Annotated in this window: 15 protein-coding genes and 1 pseudogene; 15 read left to right on the top strand and 1 reads right to left on the bottom strand. The window is 46.0% G+C overall.

All coding sequences use genetic code 11. The features are described 5' to 3' along the window. Nucleotides 1-240 precede the first annotated feature (240 nt). The 12 genes and pseudogenes from GC097_RS28785 to GC097_RS28735 form a co-directional block, all read left to right on the top strand. A pseudogene (locus GC097_RS28785) lies at nucleotides 241-1,380 on the top strand (MBL fold metallo-hydrolase); the annotation flags it as partial. A gap of 48 nt (nucleotides 1,381-1,428) precedes the next feature. Continuing rightward, nucleotides 1,429-1,710, top strand: coding sequence for a rhodanese-like domain-containing protein (locus tag GC097_RS34495; protein ID WP_312875742.1), 282 nt, complete (start codon nucleotides 1,429-1,431; stop codon nucleotides 1,708-1,710). 32 nt (nucleotides 1,711-1,742) lie between these two features. Next, nucleotides 1,743-1,967 carry a sulfurtransferase TusA family protein gene (locus GC097_RS28780; protein WP_171686716.1) on the top strand — a complete coding sequence of 75 codons (225 nt, stop codon included), beginning with the start codon at nucleotides 1,743-1,745 and terminating at the stop codon, nucleotides 1,965-1,967. Between the two features lie 7 nt (nucleotides 1,968-1,974). Then, nucleotides 1,975-2,457 carry a DsrE/DsrF/DrsH-like family protein gene (locus GC097_RS28775; RefSeq protein WP_171686715.1) on the top strand — a complete coding sequence of 161 codons (483 nt, stop codon included), beginning with the start codon at nucleotides 1,975-1,977 and terminating at the stop codon, nucleotides 2,455-2,457. Between the two features lie 88 nt (nucleotides 2,458-2,545). Then, complete coding sequence (locus GC097_RS28770; RefSeq protein WP_171686714.1) at nucleotides 2,546-2,806, top strand: metal-sensitive transcriptional regulator; 261 nt, start codon at nucleotides 2,546-2,548, stop codon at nucleotides 2,804-2,806. 18 nt (nucleotides 2,807-2,824) lie between these two features. Next, entirely contained in the window at nucleotides 2,825-3,211 is a 387-nt protein-coding gene (locus GC097_RS28765) for a rhodanese-like domain-containing protein (protein WP_171686713.1), read from the top strand. A gap of 155 nt (nucleotides 3,212-3,366) precedes the next feature. Then, nucleotides 3,367-4,605 (top strand): SH3 domain-containing protein, encoded by a 1,239-nt coding sequence (locus GC097_RS28760; RefSeq protein WP_171686712.1) that lies wholly within the window; start codon nucleotides 3,367-3,369, stop codon nucleotides 4,603-4,605. A 172-nt stretch (nucleotides 4,606-4,777) separates the two neighbouring features. Continuing rightward, complete coding sequence (locus GC097_RS28755) at nucleotides 4,778-6,334, top strand: FTR1 family iron permease (protein WP_246294517.1); 1,557 nt, start codon at nucleotides 4,778-4,780, stop codon at nucleotides 6,332-6,334. Continuing rightward, nucleotides 6,334-7,545 carry an EfeM/EfeO family lipoprotein gene (locus tag GC097_RS28750; RefSeq protein WP_171686711.1) on the top strand — a complete coding sequence of 404 codons (1,212 nt, stop codon included), beginning with the start codon at nucleotides 6,334-6,336 and terminating at the stop codon, nucleotides 7,543-7,545. Before GC097_RS28755 ends, GC097_RS28750 begins: the two co-directional genes overlap by 1 nt. Before the next feature lie 24 nt (nucleotides 7,546-7,569). Then, on the top strand, nucleotides 7,570-8,844 hold the full coding sequence (efeB, locus tag GC097_RS28745) for an iron uptake transporter deferrochelatase/peroxidase subunit (RefSeq protein ID WP_171686710.1): 1,275 nt from the start codon (nucleotides 7,570-7,572) through the stop codon (nucleotides 8,842-8,844). Between the two features lie 133 nt (nucleotides 8,845-8,977). Continuing rightward, nucleotides 8,978-9,682, top strand: coding sequence for a polysaccharide deacetylase family protein (locus GC097_RS28740; RefSeq protein ID WP_171686709.1), 705 nt, complete (start codon nucleotides 8,978-8,980; stop codon nucleotides 9,680-9,682). Nucleotides 9,683-9,702: 20 nt separating this feature from the next. Then, a complete protein-coding gene (locus tag GC097_RS28735; RefSeq protein WP_171686708.1) occupies nucleotides 9,703-10,356 on the top strand; it encodes a phosphatase PAP2 family protein in 654 nt (217 codons plus the stop codon). A gap of 61 nt (nucleotides 10,357-10,417) precedes the next feature. Here GC097_RS28735 and GC097_RS28730 read toward each other — a convergent pair whose 3' ends face one another. Beyond that, complete coding sequence (locus GC097_RS28730; protein WP_171686707.1) at nucleotides 10,418-10,606, bottom strand: hypothetical protein; 189 nt, start codon at nucleotides 10,604-10,606, stop codon at nucleotides 10,418-10,420. A gap of 190 nt (nucleotides 10,607-10,796) precedes the next feature. On the opposite strand from GC097_RS28730, the gene GC097_RS28725 reads away from it, so the two are divergent. The 3 genes from GC097_RS28725 (at nucleotide 10,797) to gucD (ending at nucleotide 14,038) form a co-directional block, all read left to right on the top strand. Continuing rightward, on the top strand, nucleotides 10,797-11,561 hold the full coding sequence (locus tag GC097_RS28725) for an IclR family transcriptional regulator (RefSeq protein WP_171686706.1): 765 nt from the start codon (nucleotides 10,797-10,799) through the stop codon (nucleotides 11,559-11,561). 85 nt (nucleotides 11,562-11,646) lie between these two features. Continuing rightward, on the top strand, nucleotides 11,647-12,528 hold the full coding sequence (locus GC097_RS28720; protein WP_171686705.1) for a fumarylacetoacetate hydrolase family protein: 882 nt from the start codon (nucleotides 11,647-11,649) through the stop codon (nucleotides 12,526-12,528). A 40-nt stretch (nucleotides 12,529-12,568) separates the two neighbouring features. Beyond that, the gene (gene gucD, locus GC097_RS28715) at nucleotides 12,569-14,038 is read left to right on the top strand and encodes an alpha-ketoglutaric semialdehyde dehydrogenase GucD (protein ID WP_171686704.1); all 1,470 of its coding nucleotides are present in this window, start codon (nucleotides 12,569-12,571) and stop codon (nucleotides 14,036-14,038) included. The last annotated feature ends 13 nt before the right edge of the window (nucleotides 14,039-14,051 follow it).

Below are 14,051 nucleotides of genomic sequence, written 5' to 3'. Positions count from 1 at the left end.
CTCCTCCGAAGACAAATGTCGAAGTAGGAGCGCCGCGGCCAAGGGCAATCCCTTTCAGGGGTTGACGCAATTGAATATCTTGTTTATAGTATTTATATACCTATACGGGTATGGGTAATTTAAAAAGCGAAAAAGGTGGTGTGAAAAGGAATTCTCGAACTAAATAGCTAGAAGTTTTTTTTTGCTCTTTTATATACCCCATAGGGTATTGCGTGAGCAATTAAAAGGAGGGAACCAGATATGAACGAAAATCAGATACAAGGCATAACCGCTGCTAATTTAGCTAAAAAGGTCCTGAGCCCTACTCCTATTTTTATTTTAGATGTACGTAATGAAAGTGACTTCAACGATTGGAAAATCGAAGGCAAGCAGGTCTCGATTCACAACGTGCCCTATTTCGAACTGCTCGATGGGGTAAATGAGATTGTTGATCAAATCCCGGACGACCAAGAAGTTGTGGTTGTTTGCGCGAAAGAGGGCTCGTCCAAGTTTGTTGCAGAACAGTTGATCGAGGGCGGCAAGCGAAATATTTCTTATTTGATTGGCGGCATGAAATCCTGGAGCGAGCATCTGGAGCCTGTGAAAATTGCCGACTTGAAAGATGGGGGGACGCTGTACCAATTCGTGCGGTTAGGTAAAGGATGCCTGTCTTACATGATCATTTCTAACGGCGAAGCCGCTGTTATTGATGCGGTTCGAACTACCGCGGTATTTGAGGATTTTGCGAAAGACAATCATGCCGTCATCAAACATACCATGGATACGCACCTGCATGCCGATCATATTTCGGGCGGCCGGCAATTAGCCGAGGCAACGGGAGGATCTTACTGGCTTCCGCCAAAAGATGCGGCAGAGGTAGTGTTCCGCTACGAAAAGCTGGAAGAAAACAGCTCTCTTGTTGTTGGTCATACGCAAGTCGAGATCCAACCGATACATTCTCCGGGTCACACGATTGGAAGCACATCGCTCCTTATTGATCATCAATATTTGCTTTCCGGCGATATTTTATTCGTGAAGTCGATTGGCCGTCCTGATTTGGCCGGGAAAGCGGAAGACTGGGTCACAGACCTAAGAACGACTTTGTATGAGCGTTATAAACAACTATCCGACGATTTGATTGTGCTTCCTGCCCATTTTGGCAATATCGAGGAATTAGGTGACAGAGGGCAGGTTGCCGCACGACTTGGCGATTTGTATAAGCAGAATCCGGGTTTAAACATCTACAATGAAGCTGAGTTCAGACGTACCGTTACTGAGAATTTGCCGCCACAACCGAACGCCTATCAGGAAATACGTCAAACAAACATGGGGCGAATAAGCCCGACAATGGAGGAGCAGCGTGAAATGGAGATTGGACCCAACCGATGTGCCGTTCATGATGACAAAACAAAGGAGACGAGATTCCCCCATACCGCTACGAATGCCGAAATACATGCCAGAGCAGAAGCGGGAGAGAAGCTCAATATCCTGGATGTAAGAGAGCCGGCTGAATATGCTCTCGGGCGTATTCCAGGGGCCATCTCGCTCCCCTTAGGGGAACTTGAAGAGAAGATGCCCCAGCTTGATCCGCATAAGGAATATTACGTGGTATGTCGTTCTGGAAACCGTAGTGATATGGCATGTCAAATGCTTGCAGCGCAAGGGTTTAAAAGGGTTAAGAATGTAATGCCGGGTATGTCGCAATGGGAACATGGTGTAGAGAAGGACTAACGGAATTTTCAACTCATAAGGAGGATTATAGAATGGCAGATTTGATTGTTGACGCGAAAGGATTGGCATGCCCACTGCCGATTGTCAAAGCGAAAAAGGGGATCGATTCGTTGGCAACGGGCCAGGTTATGGAGCTGCAAACGACGGATAAAGGGTCGATGAGTGATTTTCAGGCATGGGTCAATCGTACGCAGCACGAACTTCTTGACGCCAAAGAAAAAGACGGGATTTTCACTTTTCTTGTAAAAAAGGGGTAAGGGAATCATGGGAGAAAGTAAGGAGAAAACAACGATTGTTCTTTTTAGCGGTGAACTGGATAAAGCCATTGCTGCATTTATTATTGCGAACGGAGCTGCCGCTTATGACCACGAAGTCACGATTTTCTTTACTTTTTGGGGACTGAATGTGCTTCGTAAAGATGAGAGCATAGTCGTCAAAAAAGGCTTTCTGGAGAAAATGTTTGGAAAAATGATGCCTCGCGGCACGGAAAAGCTTGGACTTTCGAAAATGAATTTCGGCGGCATGGGCCCAAAAATGATTAAACATGTCATGAAAAAGCATCAAGCGTTGTCGCTGCCGCAATTAATCGAGTTAGCTCAAGAGCAGGGCGTTAAGCTGGTTGCTTGTACGATGACAATGGATTTGCTCGGTTTGCAGCAGGAAGAGCTGCTTGATCGCATTCATTATGCAGGTGTTGCGGCGTATTTAGGTGATGCTGCTGATGCTAAAGTAAATCTATTTATTTGACCTTTCGTTCTGCTGCCCTTCCTATTGTTTTCTCGGATTGCATCAGCAATAATATACCTATACAGGTATAATGAAAGGAAGGCAGCATATGAAATACGATGACGATGTCAAAAAGAGATTAAAGCGCATGGAAGGACAAATTCGCGGCGTTTTGAAAATGATGGAGGAAGAACAAGATTGCAAGGATGTGGTTAGCCAAATTTCCGCTGTCAGAAGCGCCGCTGATAAAGCGATTGCCTATATCGTTGCGGTCAACTTGGAGCAGTGTATCCTTGAAGAGAAGGCGGCCGGAAGAGATTCGAGCATTATGGTTAAACAGGCAGTCGAATTGTTAGTGAAAAGCCGCTAGAGGGGAAGAGGTTAGGGCATGGATTTTAGGACCATTTTTAATATCGTGGCGTTAGCGTTTTTAGTCTGGTTCATTTATTCCAGGTTTGCAAGCGTAAAAGGTTTAAATAATTTGGCGCCGGAACAATTTCAGGATGCAATCAAAGGGAAGAGCAGTTCTGTTCTGATTGATGTGCGTGAACCTAGCGAAGTCAAGCAGGGCTTCATCCCAGGGGCGGTCAATATACCATTATCCCAACTGAAACATCGGATGGGTGAAATTCAAAAAAGTGATCGTGTATACCTGTATTGCCGCAGTGGAATGAGGAGCAAACAAGCAGCCCGGATTTTAAAAAGGAATGGGTTTAACGAATTATCTCATTTGCAGGGCGGGATTATGTCTTGGCCAGGAGAGTTAACCAAATAAACAAAAAATCATTAGCCTACGCGGGTTAATGATTTTTTTATTTGCAACTTTATTTCGATACGGACGTCAAATATGATATTCCCAATATTAGGCAGAAACATAACGGCTGCAGTATTCTTTATCAATGATAAAAATGATAGGGAGGAGGTAACAAGATGAAATATAAGGTGGCGTTAATTTGCGTAGTCATGTGGACCGCATTGTTTTCTCAACAGGTTATCGCAGAGGAATGGTCGCCCGCCCTACCGAAAACGATCACGCTTTTACATGAAACGAAGCTATATGCCAGTCCGAATGAAAACTCCTTTTCCGGGGCCTCATTGACTCCGCAAGACGTTCAGACTGCCGGGGCGGAAGCCGATTGGTATAATCCGTTCTTCGGTATTCAGAAATGGGTGAAGATCCACACAAGCTGGCTTGGCGATCAATGGGTGCATATTGATTTACCGGAGATCGGTTGGCTGACTCCAAGAGATGAGTTTTTGGATGTGTCAGGCGATATGCCGCTATACAATAAACCGGAGTATGGGTATACAGGAGCGACGCTTACCAGCCAAATTGTGCATACCAAAGGGATATTTTATCGTCCGATGCAAAGTCCCACATGGTTATTGGATACTTGGTTAGGCGACAAGTGGTTCACGCCATCCGGTGCTATGGTGATCGAGGGCGTATCCAAGGTATCTCCCGATGTGCGAGTGAATTTGCAAGGCAAGGCGTCGCTTTTTCAAGCACCTTCCAATCAACCTTATATCCCGTATGCGACAACAATCGAACCACAGATCCTAAGTGCAATTGCCAAACAAGGGGATTTCTACAAAGTAGTCACGAGCGACGGAAAAAGCGGCTGGGTTTCCAATAGATTCGAACAACCTGCTGACACAGAAACTATCAACATCGACATTCTGCTCAAGGAAAAAACCTCGATTTACGCTTACCCAAACCTTCAAAGCTATTTGGATCCGGTAACACCGCAAACGGTCCATGCCAAAGCCAAGGTGAATGATATATGGGGCAATACCTGGTTCCAAATACAAACCTGGCGGGGCGATGCCTGGATACTTCACAATGAAGACACGGAGCTCAATCCTAACAAAATTCCCAATACCAATGGATATATTGATGTATTCCCTAAAACGATTTCAGGAGACAAAACAGTTTGGGGTCGTTTATATGTCGTGAACTTGCCGCAATACGAGGGCTATGGCGGTTTTAGTTTCACTTTGCAAATGATCGACAAGCAAGGAAATGTATTAGCTAGTGCAGAAACGAGTGTGAACGGTGTGCGGCCAAATGACGACATTCCATTCACGGCTGTATTGGATCGCTTCGATGAGAGCTTTACAAATTATACGTTCCGGCTCTCCGACGTGAAATTCATAAGAAGCTATTAAGATGAGGCTGTCCCAGGGGTAAATCACCCTTGAGGCAGCCTTTTATTTTGGGGTATTTTACGAGCCGATGCCTCTTTTTCGTGTGCCTTTTGGCATGTAGGATAAATTGGAATTGACAGATCGCTCTTGGGGAGTAAAATAAACAGAGTAATCGATAATGATAATCAATATTATGGTTCTCTTGTTTGGGAAAATTATCAAGTTGGGTGTGATGGAAGTGCGGAAATTTCTGATTACCGGTTGGATGGCTCTCATTTTGCTGCTGTCTCTTCCTATTTCGGTAAGTGCTAATGGGGAAGAAGATCTGAAGAAAGCGGATCTGAACATACAACAAGCCATTCAATTAGCGCAGAGCGGTAAAGTCGAGGAGGCATCGAAGCTGTATGATGTCTTTCAAACAACCTGGCTAACGATAGAAGATGGCATTAAAGTAACCTCGCTGGCGGCTTATCAAAAGATTGAACAAGCAATGGGAGAAGTCTCCTTTGCCACGTTGAAGCAGCCTGTTGATCAAACTAAGCTAACGAATACGTTGAAAGATTTGCATGAATTAAATGAAAGCTTCATATCCGGTAAGCTGGATGTATTCGGCAAGGTGGCGCAAAGTTCCGAGAAAATCACGATCGCGTCTTTGGTTACATTGCTTGAAGACGTACAGGGCCAACTGAAGCAGAGCGATGTTGAAGGAGCAAAGGCCAACATTCAGAAGCTCCGGAGCTCATGGCTTGACATCGAAGGCATTGTCCTGACACAGTCTTCAGGGGTATATACCTTAATGGAAAGAGATATGGTTACAGCCTATGCGCTGCTCAGTGCAGAACCGGTTAAGTCGAAGGAAGCCGCGATAACCGTTGACCGTATGCATGAAGCGCTTGGACCGTTGGCAGGTAAAACAAGCTACTCGATGCTTGATGCCACGACCATTTTGTTAAGAGAAGGACTCGAAGCTCTGCTTGTCGTTATTGCTTTGCTAGGGTTTTTGACGAAAGCAGGCCATGCGGATAAGAAGCGCTGGATTTGGTATGGTGTAGCGGGGGGCTTATTCATTAGTATCCTGTTAGGCATTATCGTTCAGCAGTTGTTTTCAACAAGCGCTTTTGGCAACAACAACTTTCTAATTGCCGGTTGCACTGGGATATTTGCAGCCCTAATGTTGGCTTATATGAGTTACTGGCTTCACAGTAAATCTAATATTTCCAATTGGCAGCAATACATACGTAATCAAAGCGTAAAAGCGCTAGCGACTGGAAGCCTCTTTTCTCTTAGTCTGTTGGCTTTTCTAGCTGTTTTTCGCGAGGGGACAGAAACGGCGCTTTTCATGATCGGGATGGCCTCATCCATTTCGATATCCTCTTTGGTTGGCGGCATTCTAATCGGAGTGGGGATCTTAGCAGTCGTTGCTTTCTTGATCTTGAAGATCGGAATGAAGGTGCCGATGCGTCCTTTCTTTTTAATCTCGAGCGTGTTCGTGTTCTATCTCTGTTTTAAATTTGCCGGCATGGGAGTGCACGGCTTGCAGCTGGCAGGGTACCTGCCTGCGACAACCGCATCGTGGCTGCCAAGCTGGGAGTTCGTTGCTTTGTACCCAACGCTTGAGAGTGCGATACCTCAGTTCGTCCTTCTTATTTGTGCACTGGTTGCCGTACTCATAGATGCTCGCAAAACGATGCAATTTAGGAAAACAGCTTTAATCATAAAAGAAAACCAAACCCCGGAGGGAATATCCTAATGAACAAACATAAACAATTTATTATCTTACTGGCAGCAGTTGCACTTGTTGCGACTGGATGCAGCAAAGGCTCAACGGCACCTTCTACAGCAACGAGCGCGGCTCCTGCTGCAAGCCCGACCCCGAACGTAAGCAAAGTACCGGCAAAAGAAGGAGCGGCAGCCTTTCTAAAGACCATCGATGGGGTAAAAGGACAACTGGATCAAAAGCAAGTCAGCGAACCTAAGAAAGTATCCTCGTCCTTAGTGTCTGAATGGGCTAGCTTTGAGGATGAGGTTAAGCTGAAATACCCTGAATTGTATGTGAAAGTCGAGAAGTTCTTAACGCCGTTAGAGGCTGGTTTAACACAAGATAAGCTCGACTTTGCGCTGCTGGGACAGCTGAATGACGGCTTGAAAGGTGCGCTGGCAGAGCTAAGCACTTCACTAATTGAAAATAAAGGCGCAGTAAACGAAGCGGCAATTGCAGGCTCGCAAGCTCTGCAAGAGGCTGCGAAAGCTTATAATAAATATGTACAAGAGCAAGGCAATCAAATGGTCTCACTGTTGGAGCAATTAAACGCGGCAGTGAAAAGCGGGGATTTGAAAAAAGCGCAGGAAGCGTATGTTGCCGCTCGGATGCCTTATGAAAGAATCGAGCCGGTCATCGAAAAATTCAAAGAGCTTGATGGCGTAATGGATGCGCGCGTTGACGATTTTAAAGATGAGAAAGATCCTGAATTTACAGGTTTCCACCGGATTGAGAACTTGCTGTTCGTTCAAAAGTCAACCAAAGATGCAGAGCCGTTCGCAGCTCGACTGTTGGAAGACGGCAAAAAAATGCAACAGAGCATTGCCGCAACTAACATTGAAGCCGCAGATTTTGTTACGGGCGTTGGCGAGCTGATGGAAGAGGCGCAAACTACGAAAATTACCGGTGAAGAAGAGCGTTGGAGCGGAGCGACGGTTCCTGTAATCAGAGCCAATGTAGAAGGCGCTCAGAAAATCTATGATCTTGTCAAAGAAGAATTGAAGAAGAAAGATGCTGTACTCGATGAGAAAATCAGCAAAAGCCTATCGAGCGTTATCGAGGCTATGAACTCCTTATCGCCAGTGGGAGCAACATGGAACGATTTTGGGAAAGTCGAGAAAGCGAAGCAAGTGGATTTAAAAAATAAATTGGAAGCACTGGCGGAACCGCTTGTAAAAATGCCTGGAACATTGGGGCAATAATCCGCAAAGGGGTATGACATTGTCATGGGAGATAAAATAAATCGTCGTACGTTTCTAGGGATGACAGCAGCCGGTGCCGCGGGCTTAATACTCGGTGAATTCATGGGGAAAGAGCGGGAGCCTGAACTTGTAACGCCAGCGACCAAACAAGTGGCTAACGATGAAAGTAAAGCGGAGCTAATACCTTTCTACGGTGCCCATCAAACGGGCGTCGTAACTCCGCAGCAAAACTTTGCTAATGTTGCCGCATTCGATATAACGACAGACGATCGGAAGCAGCTGCAGGAATTATTCAAGACTTGGACGGAAATGGCAGCTACCTTAATGGCGGGCAAGCCATTAGCTGAAGAGCCCCAAGAAGGCAAATTTCCTCCGATCGATACGGGAGAGCAAATCGGCCTGAGCACAGGTAAGCTCACCTTAACCTTTGCTGTTGGCGCAACCTTTTTTGAAAAAGAAGGGAAGGACCGTTTTGGTCTCCAATCGCGCAAACCTCAAGGTCTGACGGAAATGCCGATTTTCCATAAAGACTCTCTGCAAGAGCAGTTGACGCACGGGGATATTGTTATTCAAGCTTGTTCCGACGATCCGATGGTGTGCTTCCATGCCATTCGGAATTTAGCTAAAGCGGCGCGAGGCGTTGCTCATTTGAGATGGCAGCAAACCGGCCAATTAGGCATCAAATCGGATGGCACCAAACGTAATTTGTTCGGTTTCAAAGACGGGACGAACAATCCTGCGCTTAACGATGATTCTTTTATGAATAATAACGTTTGGATCGACGGTGCTGACGGAACTCCATGGCTTGCCGGAGGAACGTTTATGGTCGTCCGCCGCATTAATATGCGGATTGAAACGTGGGATCAACAGCCGTTCACGAATCAGGAGCAGATTATCGGCCGTCAAAAAGTTTCAGGTGCGCCGATGGATGCTCATAACGAATTTGATCAACCTAATTTCGCCCAAGATGCTAATGGAGATAAAACGGCTCTAGATTCTCATATCCGGCTTTCCAATCCGAGAGATGGAGAGAAGTCGGAACGTGAACGGATTCTTCGCCGGGGCTATAATTTCATGGAGAATTTAGATAGCGTAGGAAGAATGAATGCAGGGCTATTATTCGTATGTTTCAACAAAAACTTGCAAACGCAGTTTGAATCTATTCAAAAGCGGTTAGCAAATCCCAAAAAACCCGATCAAATGCTATCTTATACCGTGACGACCGGCGGAGGCTATTTCGCGGTTCTTCCGGGTGTAACAGGCCCAGGTACTTATTTGGGACAAAATTTATTCGGATAGCCGGCTAAGAAATGAAACGAGAGACACATGTCTTTCGTTTTTTTATTTTGCGAGAGATTTCTCATAATATTTTCATCATTTATCATTATAATAGAGTGAATGATGCATTTCTTGGGGGAGGGTGTGATCGGTCATGAGTAAATTAGTAGTCTCCATACTCATCGTTCTATTAGTGTATACAATCTTGCCTACACTTATGGTCCGCAGCATGGGTCGGTTCGGAGTGTATGGCAGGGGGAAGAGAACGAACGGGATAGCTCTTACATTCGATGATGGTCCTGATCCTGAGTATACCCCTCAACTGCTTGATCTTTTGCAAACATTTCAAATTAAATCGACTTTTTTTGTGCTCGGATCCAAGGCGGAGAAATACCCGGAACTGATCGTTCGAATGCACAAGGAAGGGCATTTGATTGGGATTCATAACTATGAGCATTGGGCGAATGCGTTAATGACACCTAAGAAAGTCAGGCGGCAATTGGACGACTCGGTAACGGCTATCGAAAATATCATTGGTGTGAAACCTGTTTACTATCGTCCGCCATGGGGAATTATTAATATATTTGATTTGTTATTATTAAAAAGATTTCGATTAGTCTTGTGGTCGCTAATGGTCCGTGATTGGAGCAGCAGAGGGGGAAAGGAAAGAATCAAGTACAGACTTCAGAAGAACTTGAAGCATACGGATATCATTGTTTTGCATGATAGCGGGCAAACTTTTGGCGCTGATCATAATGCTCCGATGTATATGTTAGAAGCTTTGGGTGAATTTTTGGAAGAATGCACGCGGCGCGGGTTCACCTTTTTGCGCGTGGATAAAAAACTGGATAAGGTTTAACATGAGAGGATATTTGATCAATGAATTTGAAAATGCAGCTTACCCGAGCATTATTGATAAGTCTTTTGAGTGCAATCTGTTTTGGAGCCATAGCGTTGTTGGTAAGTGATGAAAAGTTAGTTCAATTCGATCGTTCGATCATTTCCTACGTTCAAGGCCTGGAACATCCGCTTCTTACGAGTATCATGAAATTTTTCACCTTCATAGGCGGAGGGTACCCGGTTGTTGTTATTACGTTAATCATTATTTTTTTTCTGTACAAGGTCCTGCATCATCGAAGAGAACTGATTTTATTTGTGTGGGTCGTCATTGGATCGGCGCTTTTAAACGAAACCTTAAAGCTTATTTTTCATCGTGCCAGACCAATGATACACCGCATCGTCGATGCAAACGGCTTTAGCTTTCCTAGCGGGCATTCCATGGCTGCTTTTAGTTTATACGGTGTTGTCGCTTTTTTGCTTTGGCGGCATATCGCAACGCCACTCGGTCGCGGAATACTCATTCTAGTAAGCATCGCGATGATCCTGACCATAGGAATCAGCCGAATTTACCTTGGCGTACATTATCCAAGCGATGTGATCGGGGGTTTCTTAGCTAGCGGTAGTTGGCTAGCGATTTCTATTTGGTTTTATCAGCGGTATCAGGAAAAACGTTACGAAGCAAATGTTCAATAAGCATCTTTGCTAAGGTGATTATGTAGGAAGGGAGATCTCTTACAGGGTCTCCCTTTTTCAATTAAATAGCGGCGAATCGAATGATTCTAATAAGAAGAAGTCTTCTAAGAATGACAATTCCCCTGTTGTTCATAAATCGGAGGATGATGAAAGTGCGACCGCGGCTAACGACACGACCGTTAAATACGGTGATGGTTCCGTTGACATTCCGGTGAACAATTCCATAGACATGATTAACTAGTAAGGTCATTTTAATCATTCCTTTCCTAATGTGATACTATAGGATATGCTGGAATTTCTTGTCTGCTAGGGCTGATTTAATAGATTAGAATGGAATTAATCTAATTCGTAATTGAAGTCGGGGTTGTCGCGGGTCATAATTTCGACTTGCTTGCAGGGGCGTTTCAGATTATGATGGATTTGTAGATAGAGGTGAGATCATGCCTATTATTCAAGCGCTGGACAGAGCACTGAAAATTTTGGATTTATTCGACGAGCATACGACAGAGCTGAAAATTACAGAAATCAGCGCTAGAATGGAGCTTCACAAGAGTACGATTCACTCGTTATTGAAAACGCTTCAGCTTCACGGTTACATACATCAGGACCCGGAAACAGGTAGATATATGTTAGGGTTGAAACTTTTAGAAAAGGGTCAGCTCATGCTGCAAAGCTTGGACATCCGCACTGCTGCGCGAAAGCATTTGGCTGCTTTGTCAGAACAGACCGGTCAAACGACCCATCTCGTCATTCTTGATGGCAAAGAAGGCGTATATTTGGATAAGGTAGAGGGGGAAAAGGCTGCAATCCGGTATTCCCGGATAGGCCGTAGAATTTCTCTTCACAGCAGCGCGGTAGGCAAGGTGCTGACAGCTTTTAGAACGAAGGAAGAGATCGATTCACTTCTTCGTGATTACCAGTTCTCCAAGATCACAGAAGCAACGATCACGGAAAAGGCTGCTTATCTTCACGAGCTGAATCAAGTAAGAGAGCAAGGGTATTCGATTGACAATGAGGAGAACGAACCGGGCGTTCGATGCGTGGCGGCTCCTGTTTTCCAGTATAACGGCTCGGTTGCAGCAGCGATTAGCCTATCAACATTAGTTTCAACGGTAGATGATGCGTTGTTGAAGCAGTATATTGCTCTTCTTAGGCAAGAAGCGGCAACGATTTCACAGACCCTGGGGTTTCGGCACGTTTTGTAAAGCATGTCGAGTCCAGGCATTTTTAATATCAAGATTTGAGAACGTGGTTTTATAATGTAAAACAAATAAGAGGAGTGAGCAATCCATGAGAATTATCCGTTTTGTACATGAAGGCTCTATTCAGCTAGCCGCTGTGAATGACAGCGACCAAATTTTCGCGCTGCCGCAAAGCGATTTTTTAGCCTTGATCAAGGAAGCAGACGACAGGGAGATCTCACCTCTTCAATTGGTTTGCATAACAATCGAAAATAGTAAAGCGCTTTCATTTAATGTGGATCAGCTCCAGCTTCTCGTTCCGATTGAAGCGCCGGAAGTATGGGCTGCCGGGGTAACCTATGAGCGAAGCCGGGATGCGCGGAATTACGAGGCTACCGATGGCAGACTCGATGCTGCGACATTTTACGATAAAGTGTATGATGCTGTACGTCCCGAGATTTTCTTCAAATCGACGGCTGCACGCACGGTAGGTCCGGGCGGCAATGTGCAGCTCCGAAGCGATTCCGTGTGGCAGGTGCCAGAACCGGAACTAGGGCTTGTATTGAACGCAAATGGTGAAATCACCGGATATACGATTGGCAACGATATGAGCTGCCGGGATATTGAAGGCGAGAATCCGCTCTACCTGCCCCAAGCCAAGGTATGGAAGCGTTCCTGCTCCTTGGGACCTGCAATCCGCTTAGCCGAAACGGTAGACAATCCTTACAACTTGCAGATTGCCAGCCGAATCTATCGCAATGGGCAGCTAGCCGTTGAAGGAACGGCGAATACAAGTCAGCTCAAACGAAAGCTGGAGGAATTGACCGAATTTTTGATGCGGGATAATGAATTGTTTGACGGAACAGTGCTGCTGACGGGAACGTGCATTGTCCCGCCGAACGAATTTACACTCGCTCACGGAGACAGGATCGAAATTGAGATTTCCGGAATCGGAACGCTGGTTAATCAAGTCATAGGTGCAGGAAGCTAATTAACATTTTAAATAATCATACATTCAAGGAGGAATTTATATGACATCCGTATTTGTCGGAGGGCAAACGTATTTGAATTATATGAACGGGGAGTGGCGTCCGGGAGCAACAGGACAAACCGTTCCAAGTATGAATCCTGCTAGAAAAAGTGAAGTCGTAGGCTATGTGCAGTCGTCTTCATTGGAAGATCTGAACCAAGCCGTTGCATCCGCGAAGGCGGCGCAGCTTGGTTGGAGAAAGCTGCCCGGCTCAGTAAGAGGCGATTATTTGTTTAAAGCGGCCAATGCGCTGGAAAGACGCATCGATGAGATCGCGGAGACGATGACGCGTGAAATGGGCAAAACGCTCCCGGAAGCAAAAGGGGAGACTACACGGGGAATTGCCATCCTGCGTTACTATGCCGGTGAAGGGATGCGGAAGATCGGGGACGTCATTCCGTCTACGGATAGCGAAGCGCTGATGTTTACGACCCGCGTGCCGCTAGGGGTGGTTGGCGTTATTTCACCTTGGAATTTCCCCGTGGCGATTCCGATATGGAAAATGGCGCCTGCCTTAATCTATGGCAACGCGGTTGTGCTGAAGCCGGCTCAGGAGACAGCCGTGACGGCTGCTAAAGTCGTGGAATGCTTGGCGGAAGCGGGATTCCCTGCGGGGGTTTTGAATTTGGTGACGGGCAGCGGATCCGTTATCGGGCAAGGTCTTGCCGAACATCCGGATGTAAACGGAATTACATTTACCGGCTCCAACCAGGTCGGCAAACGTGTGGGTCAGGCGGCCTTAGCCAGAGGAGCGAAATATCAGCTTGAGATGGGCGGCAAAAATCCAATCATCATCGCTGCAGATGCCGATTTGGATTTGGCGGTTGACGCCACGATCTCTGGCGGAATCCGGTCGACAGGACAGAAATGTACAGCTACAAGCCGTGTCATCGTGCATCGTGATGTATATGAACCATTCAAAGAAAAGCTCCTGAACAAATTAAAAGGGATAACCGTGGGTCACGGCCTGGATGCAGGTACATGGCTCGGTCCTTGCGCAAATGAAAATCAACTGCAAACCGTGCAATCCTACATTCAAAAAGGGATCGAGGAAGGAGCCGAGCTGTTATTCGGCGGCGCAGCACCGGACCATCCGGATCTCGCCGAAGGCTTCTATATTCAGCCTACTGTGTTCGATAAAGTGACTCCGGAAATGGCGATTGCCCGGGAAGAAATATTCGGCCCGGTCCTCGCGCTGATTCAGGTCGAATCGATGGAAGAAGCCATTGAAGTGGCTAATGATTCGGATTATGGTCTGAGCGCTTCCATTTACACGCAAAATATTAGTCATATTCTTGCGTTTATTCAAGATATGGACGCCGGTCTGGTAAGAATTAATGCCGAGACAGCCGGGGTGGAGCTGCAGGCTCCGTTCGGCGGCATGAAGCAGTCAAGTTCGCATTCGCGCGAACAAGGTCAGGCGGCTATTGAATTTTTCACCTCGATCAAAACGGTCTTTCTCAAAGCGTAAGCGCATTTCGTGT

The sequence above is a fragment of the Paenibacillus planticolens genome (genome assembly GCF_013141725.1).
Lineage (GTDB): Bacteria > Bacillota > Bacilli > Paenibacillales > NBRC-103111 > Paenibacillus_E > Paenibacillus_E planticolens.
The sequence above is the reverse complement of the archived record's forward strand: the minus strand, read 5'-3'. Positions and strand labels throughout refer to the sequence as shown.

Excerpts from the sequence above, each read along its gene's own strand:
- GC097_RS28740 (WP_171686709.1), top strand. The coding sequence starts at position 8,978 with ATGAGTAAATTAGTAGTCTCCATACTCATCGTTCTATTAGTGTATACA.
- GC097_RS28735 (WP_171686708.1), top strand. The coding sequence starts at position 9,703 with ATGAATTTGAAAATGCAGCTTACCCGAGCATTATTGATAAGTCTTTTG.
- GC097_RS28720 (WP_171686705.1), top strand. The coding sequence starts at position 11,647 with ATGAGAATTATCCGTTTTGTACATGAAGGCTCTATTCAGCTAGCCGCT.
- GC097_RS28775 (WP_171686715.1), top strand. The coding sequence starts at position 1,975 with ATGGGAGAAAGTAAGGAGAAAACAACGATTGTTCTTTTTAGCGGTGAA.
- GC097_RS28730 (WP_171686707.1), bottom strand. The coding sequence starts at position 10,606 with ATGACCTTACTAGTTAATCATGTCTATGGAATTGTTCACCGGAATGTC.
- GC097_RS28780 (WP_171686716.1), top strand. The coding sequence starts at position 1,743 with ATGGCAGATTTGATTGTTGACGCGAAAGGATTGGCATGCCCACTGCCG.
- GC097_RS28770 (WP_171686714.1), top strand. The coding sequence starts at position 2,546 with ATGAAATACGATGACGATGTCAAAAAGAGATTAAAGCGCATGGAAGGA.
- GC097_RS28755 (WP_246294517.1), top strand. The coding sequence starts at position 4,778 with ATGGTTCTCTTGTTTGGGAAAATTATCAAGTTGGGTGTGATGGAAGTG.
- GC097_RS28725 (WP_171686706.1), top strand. The coding sequence starts at position 10,797 with ATGCCTATTATTCAAGCGCTGGACAGAGCACTGAAAATTTTGGATTTA.
- gucD (WP_171686704.1), top strand. The coding sequence starts at position 12,569 with ATGACATCCGTATTTGTCGGAGGGCAAACGTATTTGAATTATATGAAC.
- GC097_RS28765 (WP_171686713.1), top strand. The coding sequence starts at position 2,825 with ATGGATTTTAGGACCATTTTTAATATCGTGGCGTTAGCGTTTTTAGTC.
- efeB (WP_171686710.1), top strand. The coding sequence starts at position 7,570 with ATGGGAGATAAAATAAATCGTCGTACGTTTCTAGGGATGACAGCAGCC.
- GC097_RS28760 (WP_171686712.1), top strand. The coding sequence starts at position 3,367 with ATGAAATATAAGGTGGCGTTAATTTGCGTAGTCATGTGGACCGCATTG.
- GC097_RS28750 (WP_171686711.1), top strand. The coding sequence starts at position 6,334 with ATGAACAAACATAAACAATTTATTATCTTACTGGCAGCAGTTGCACTT.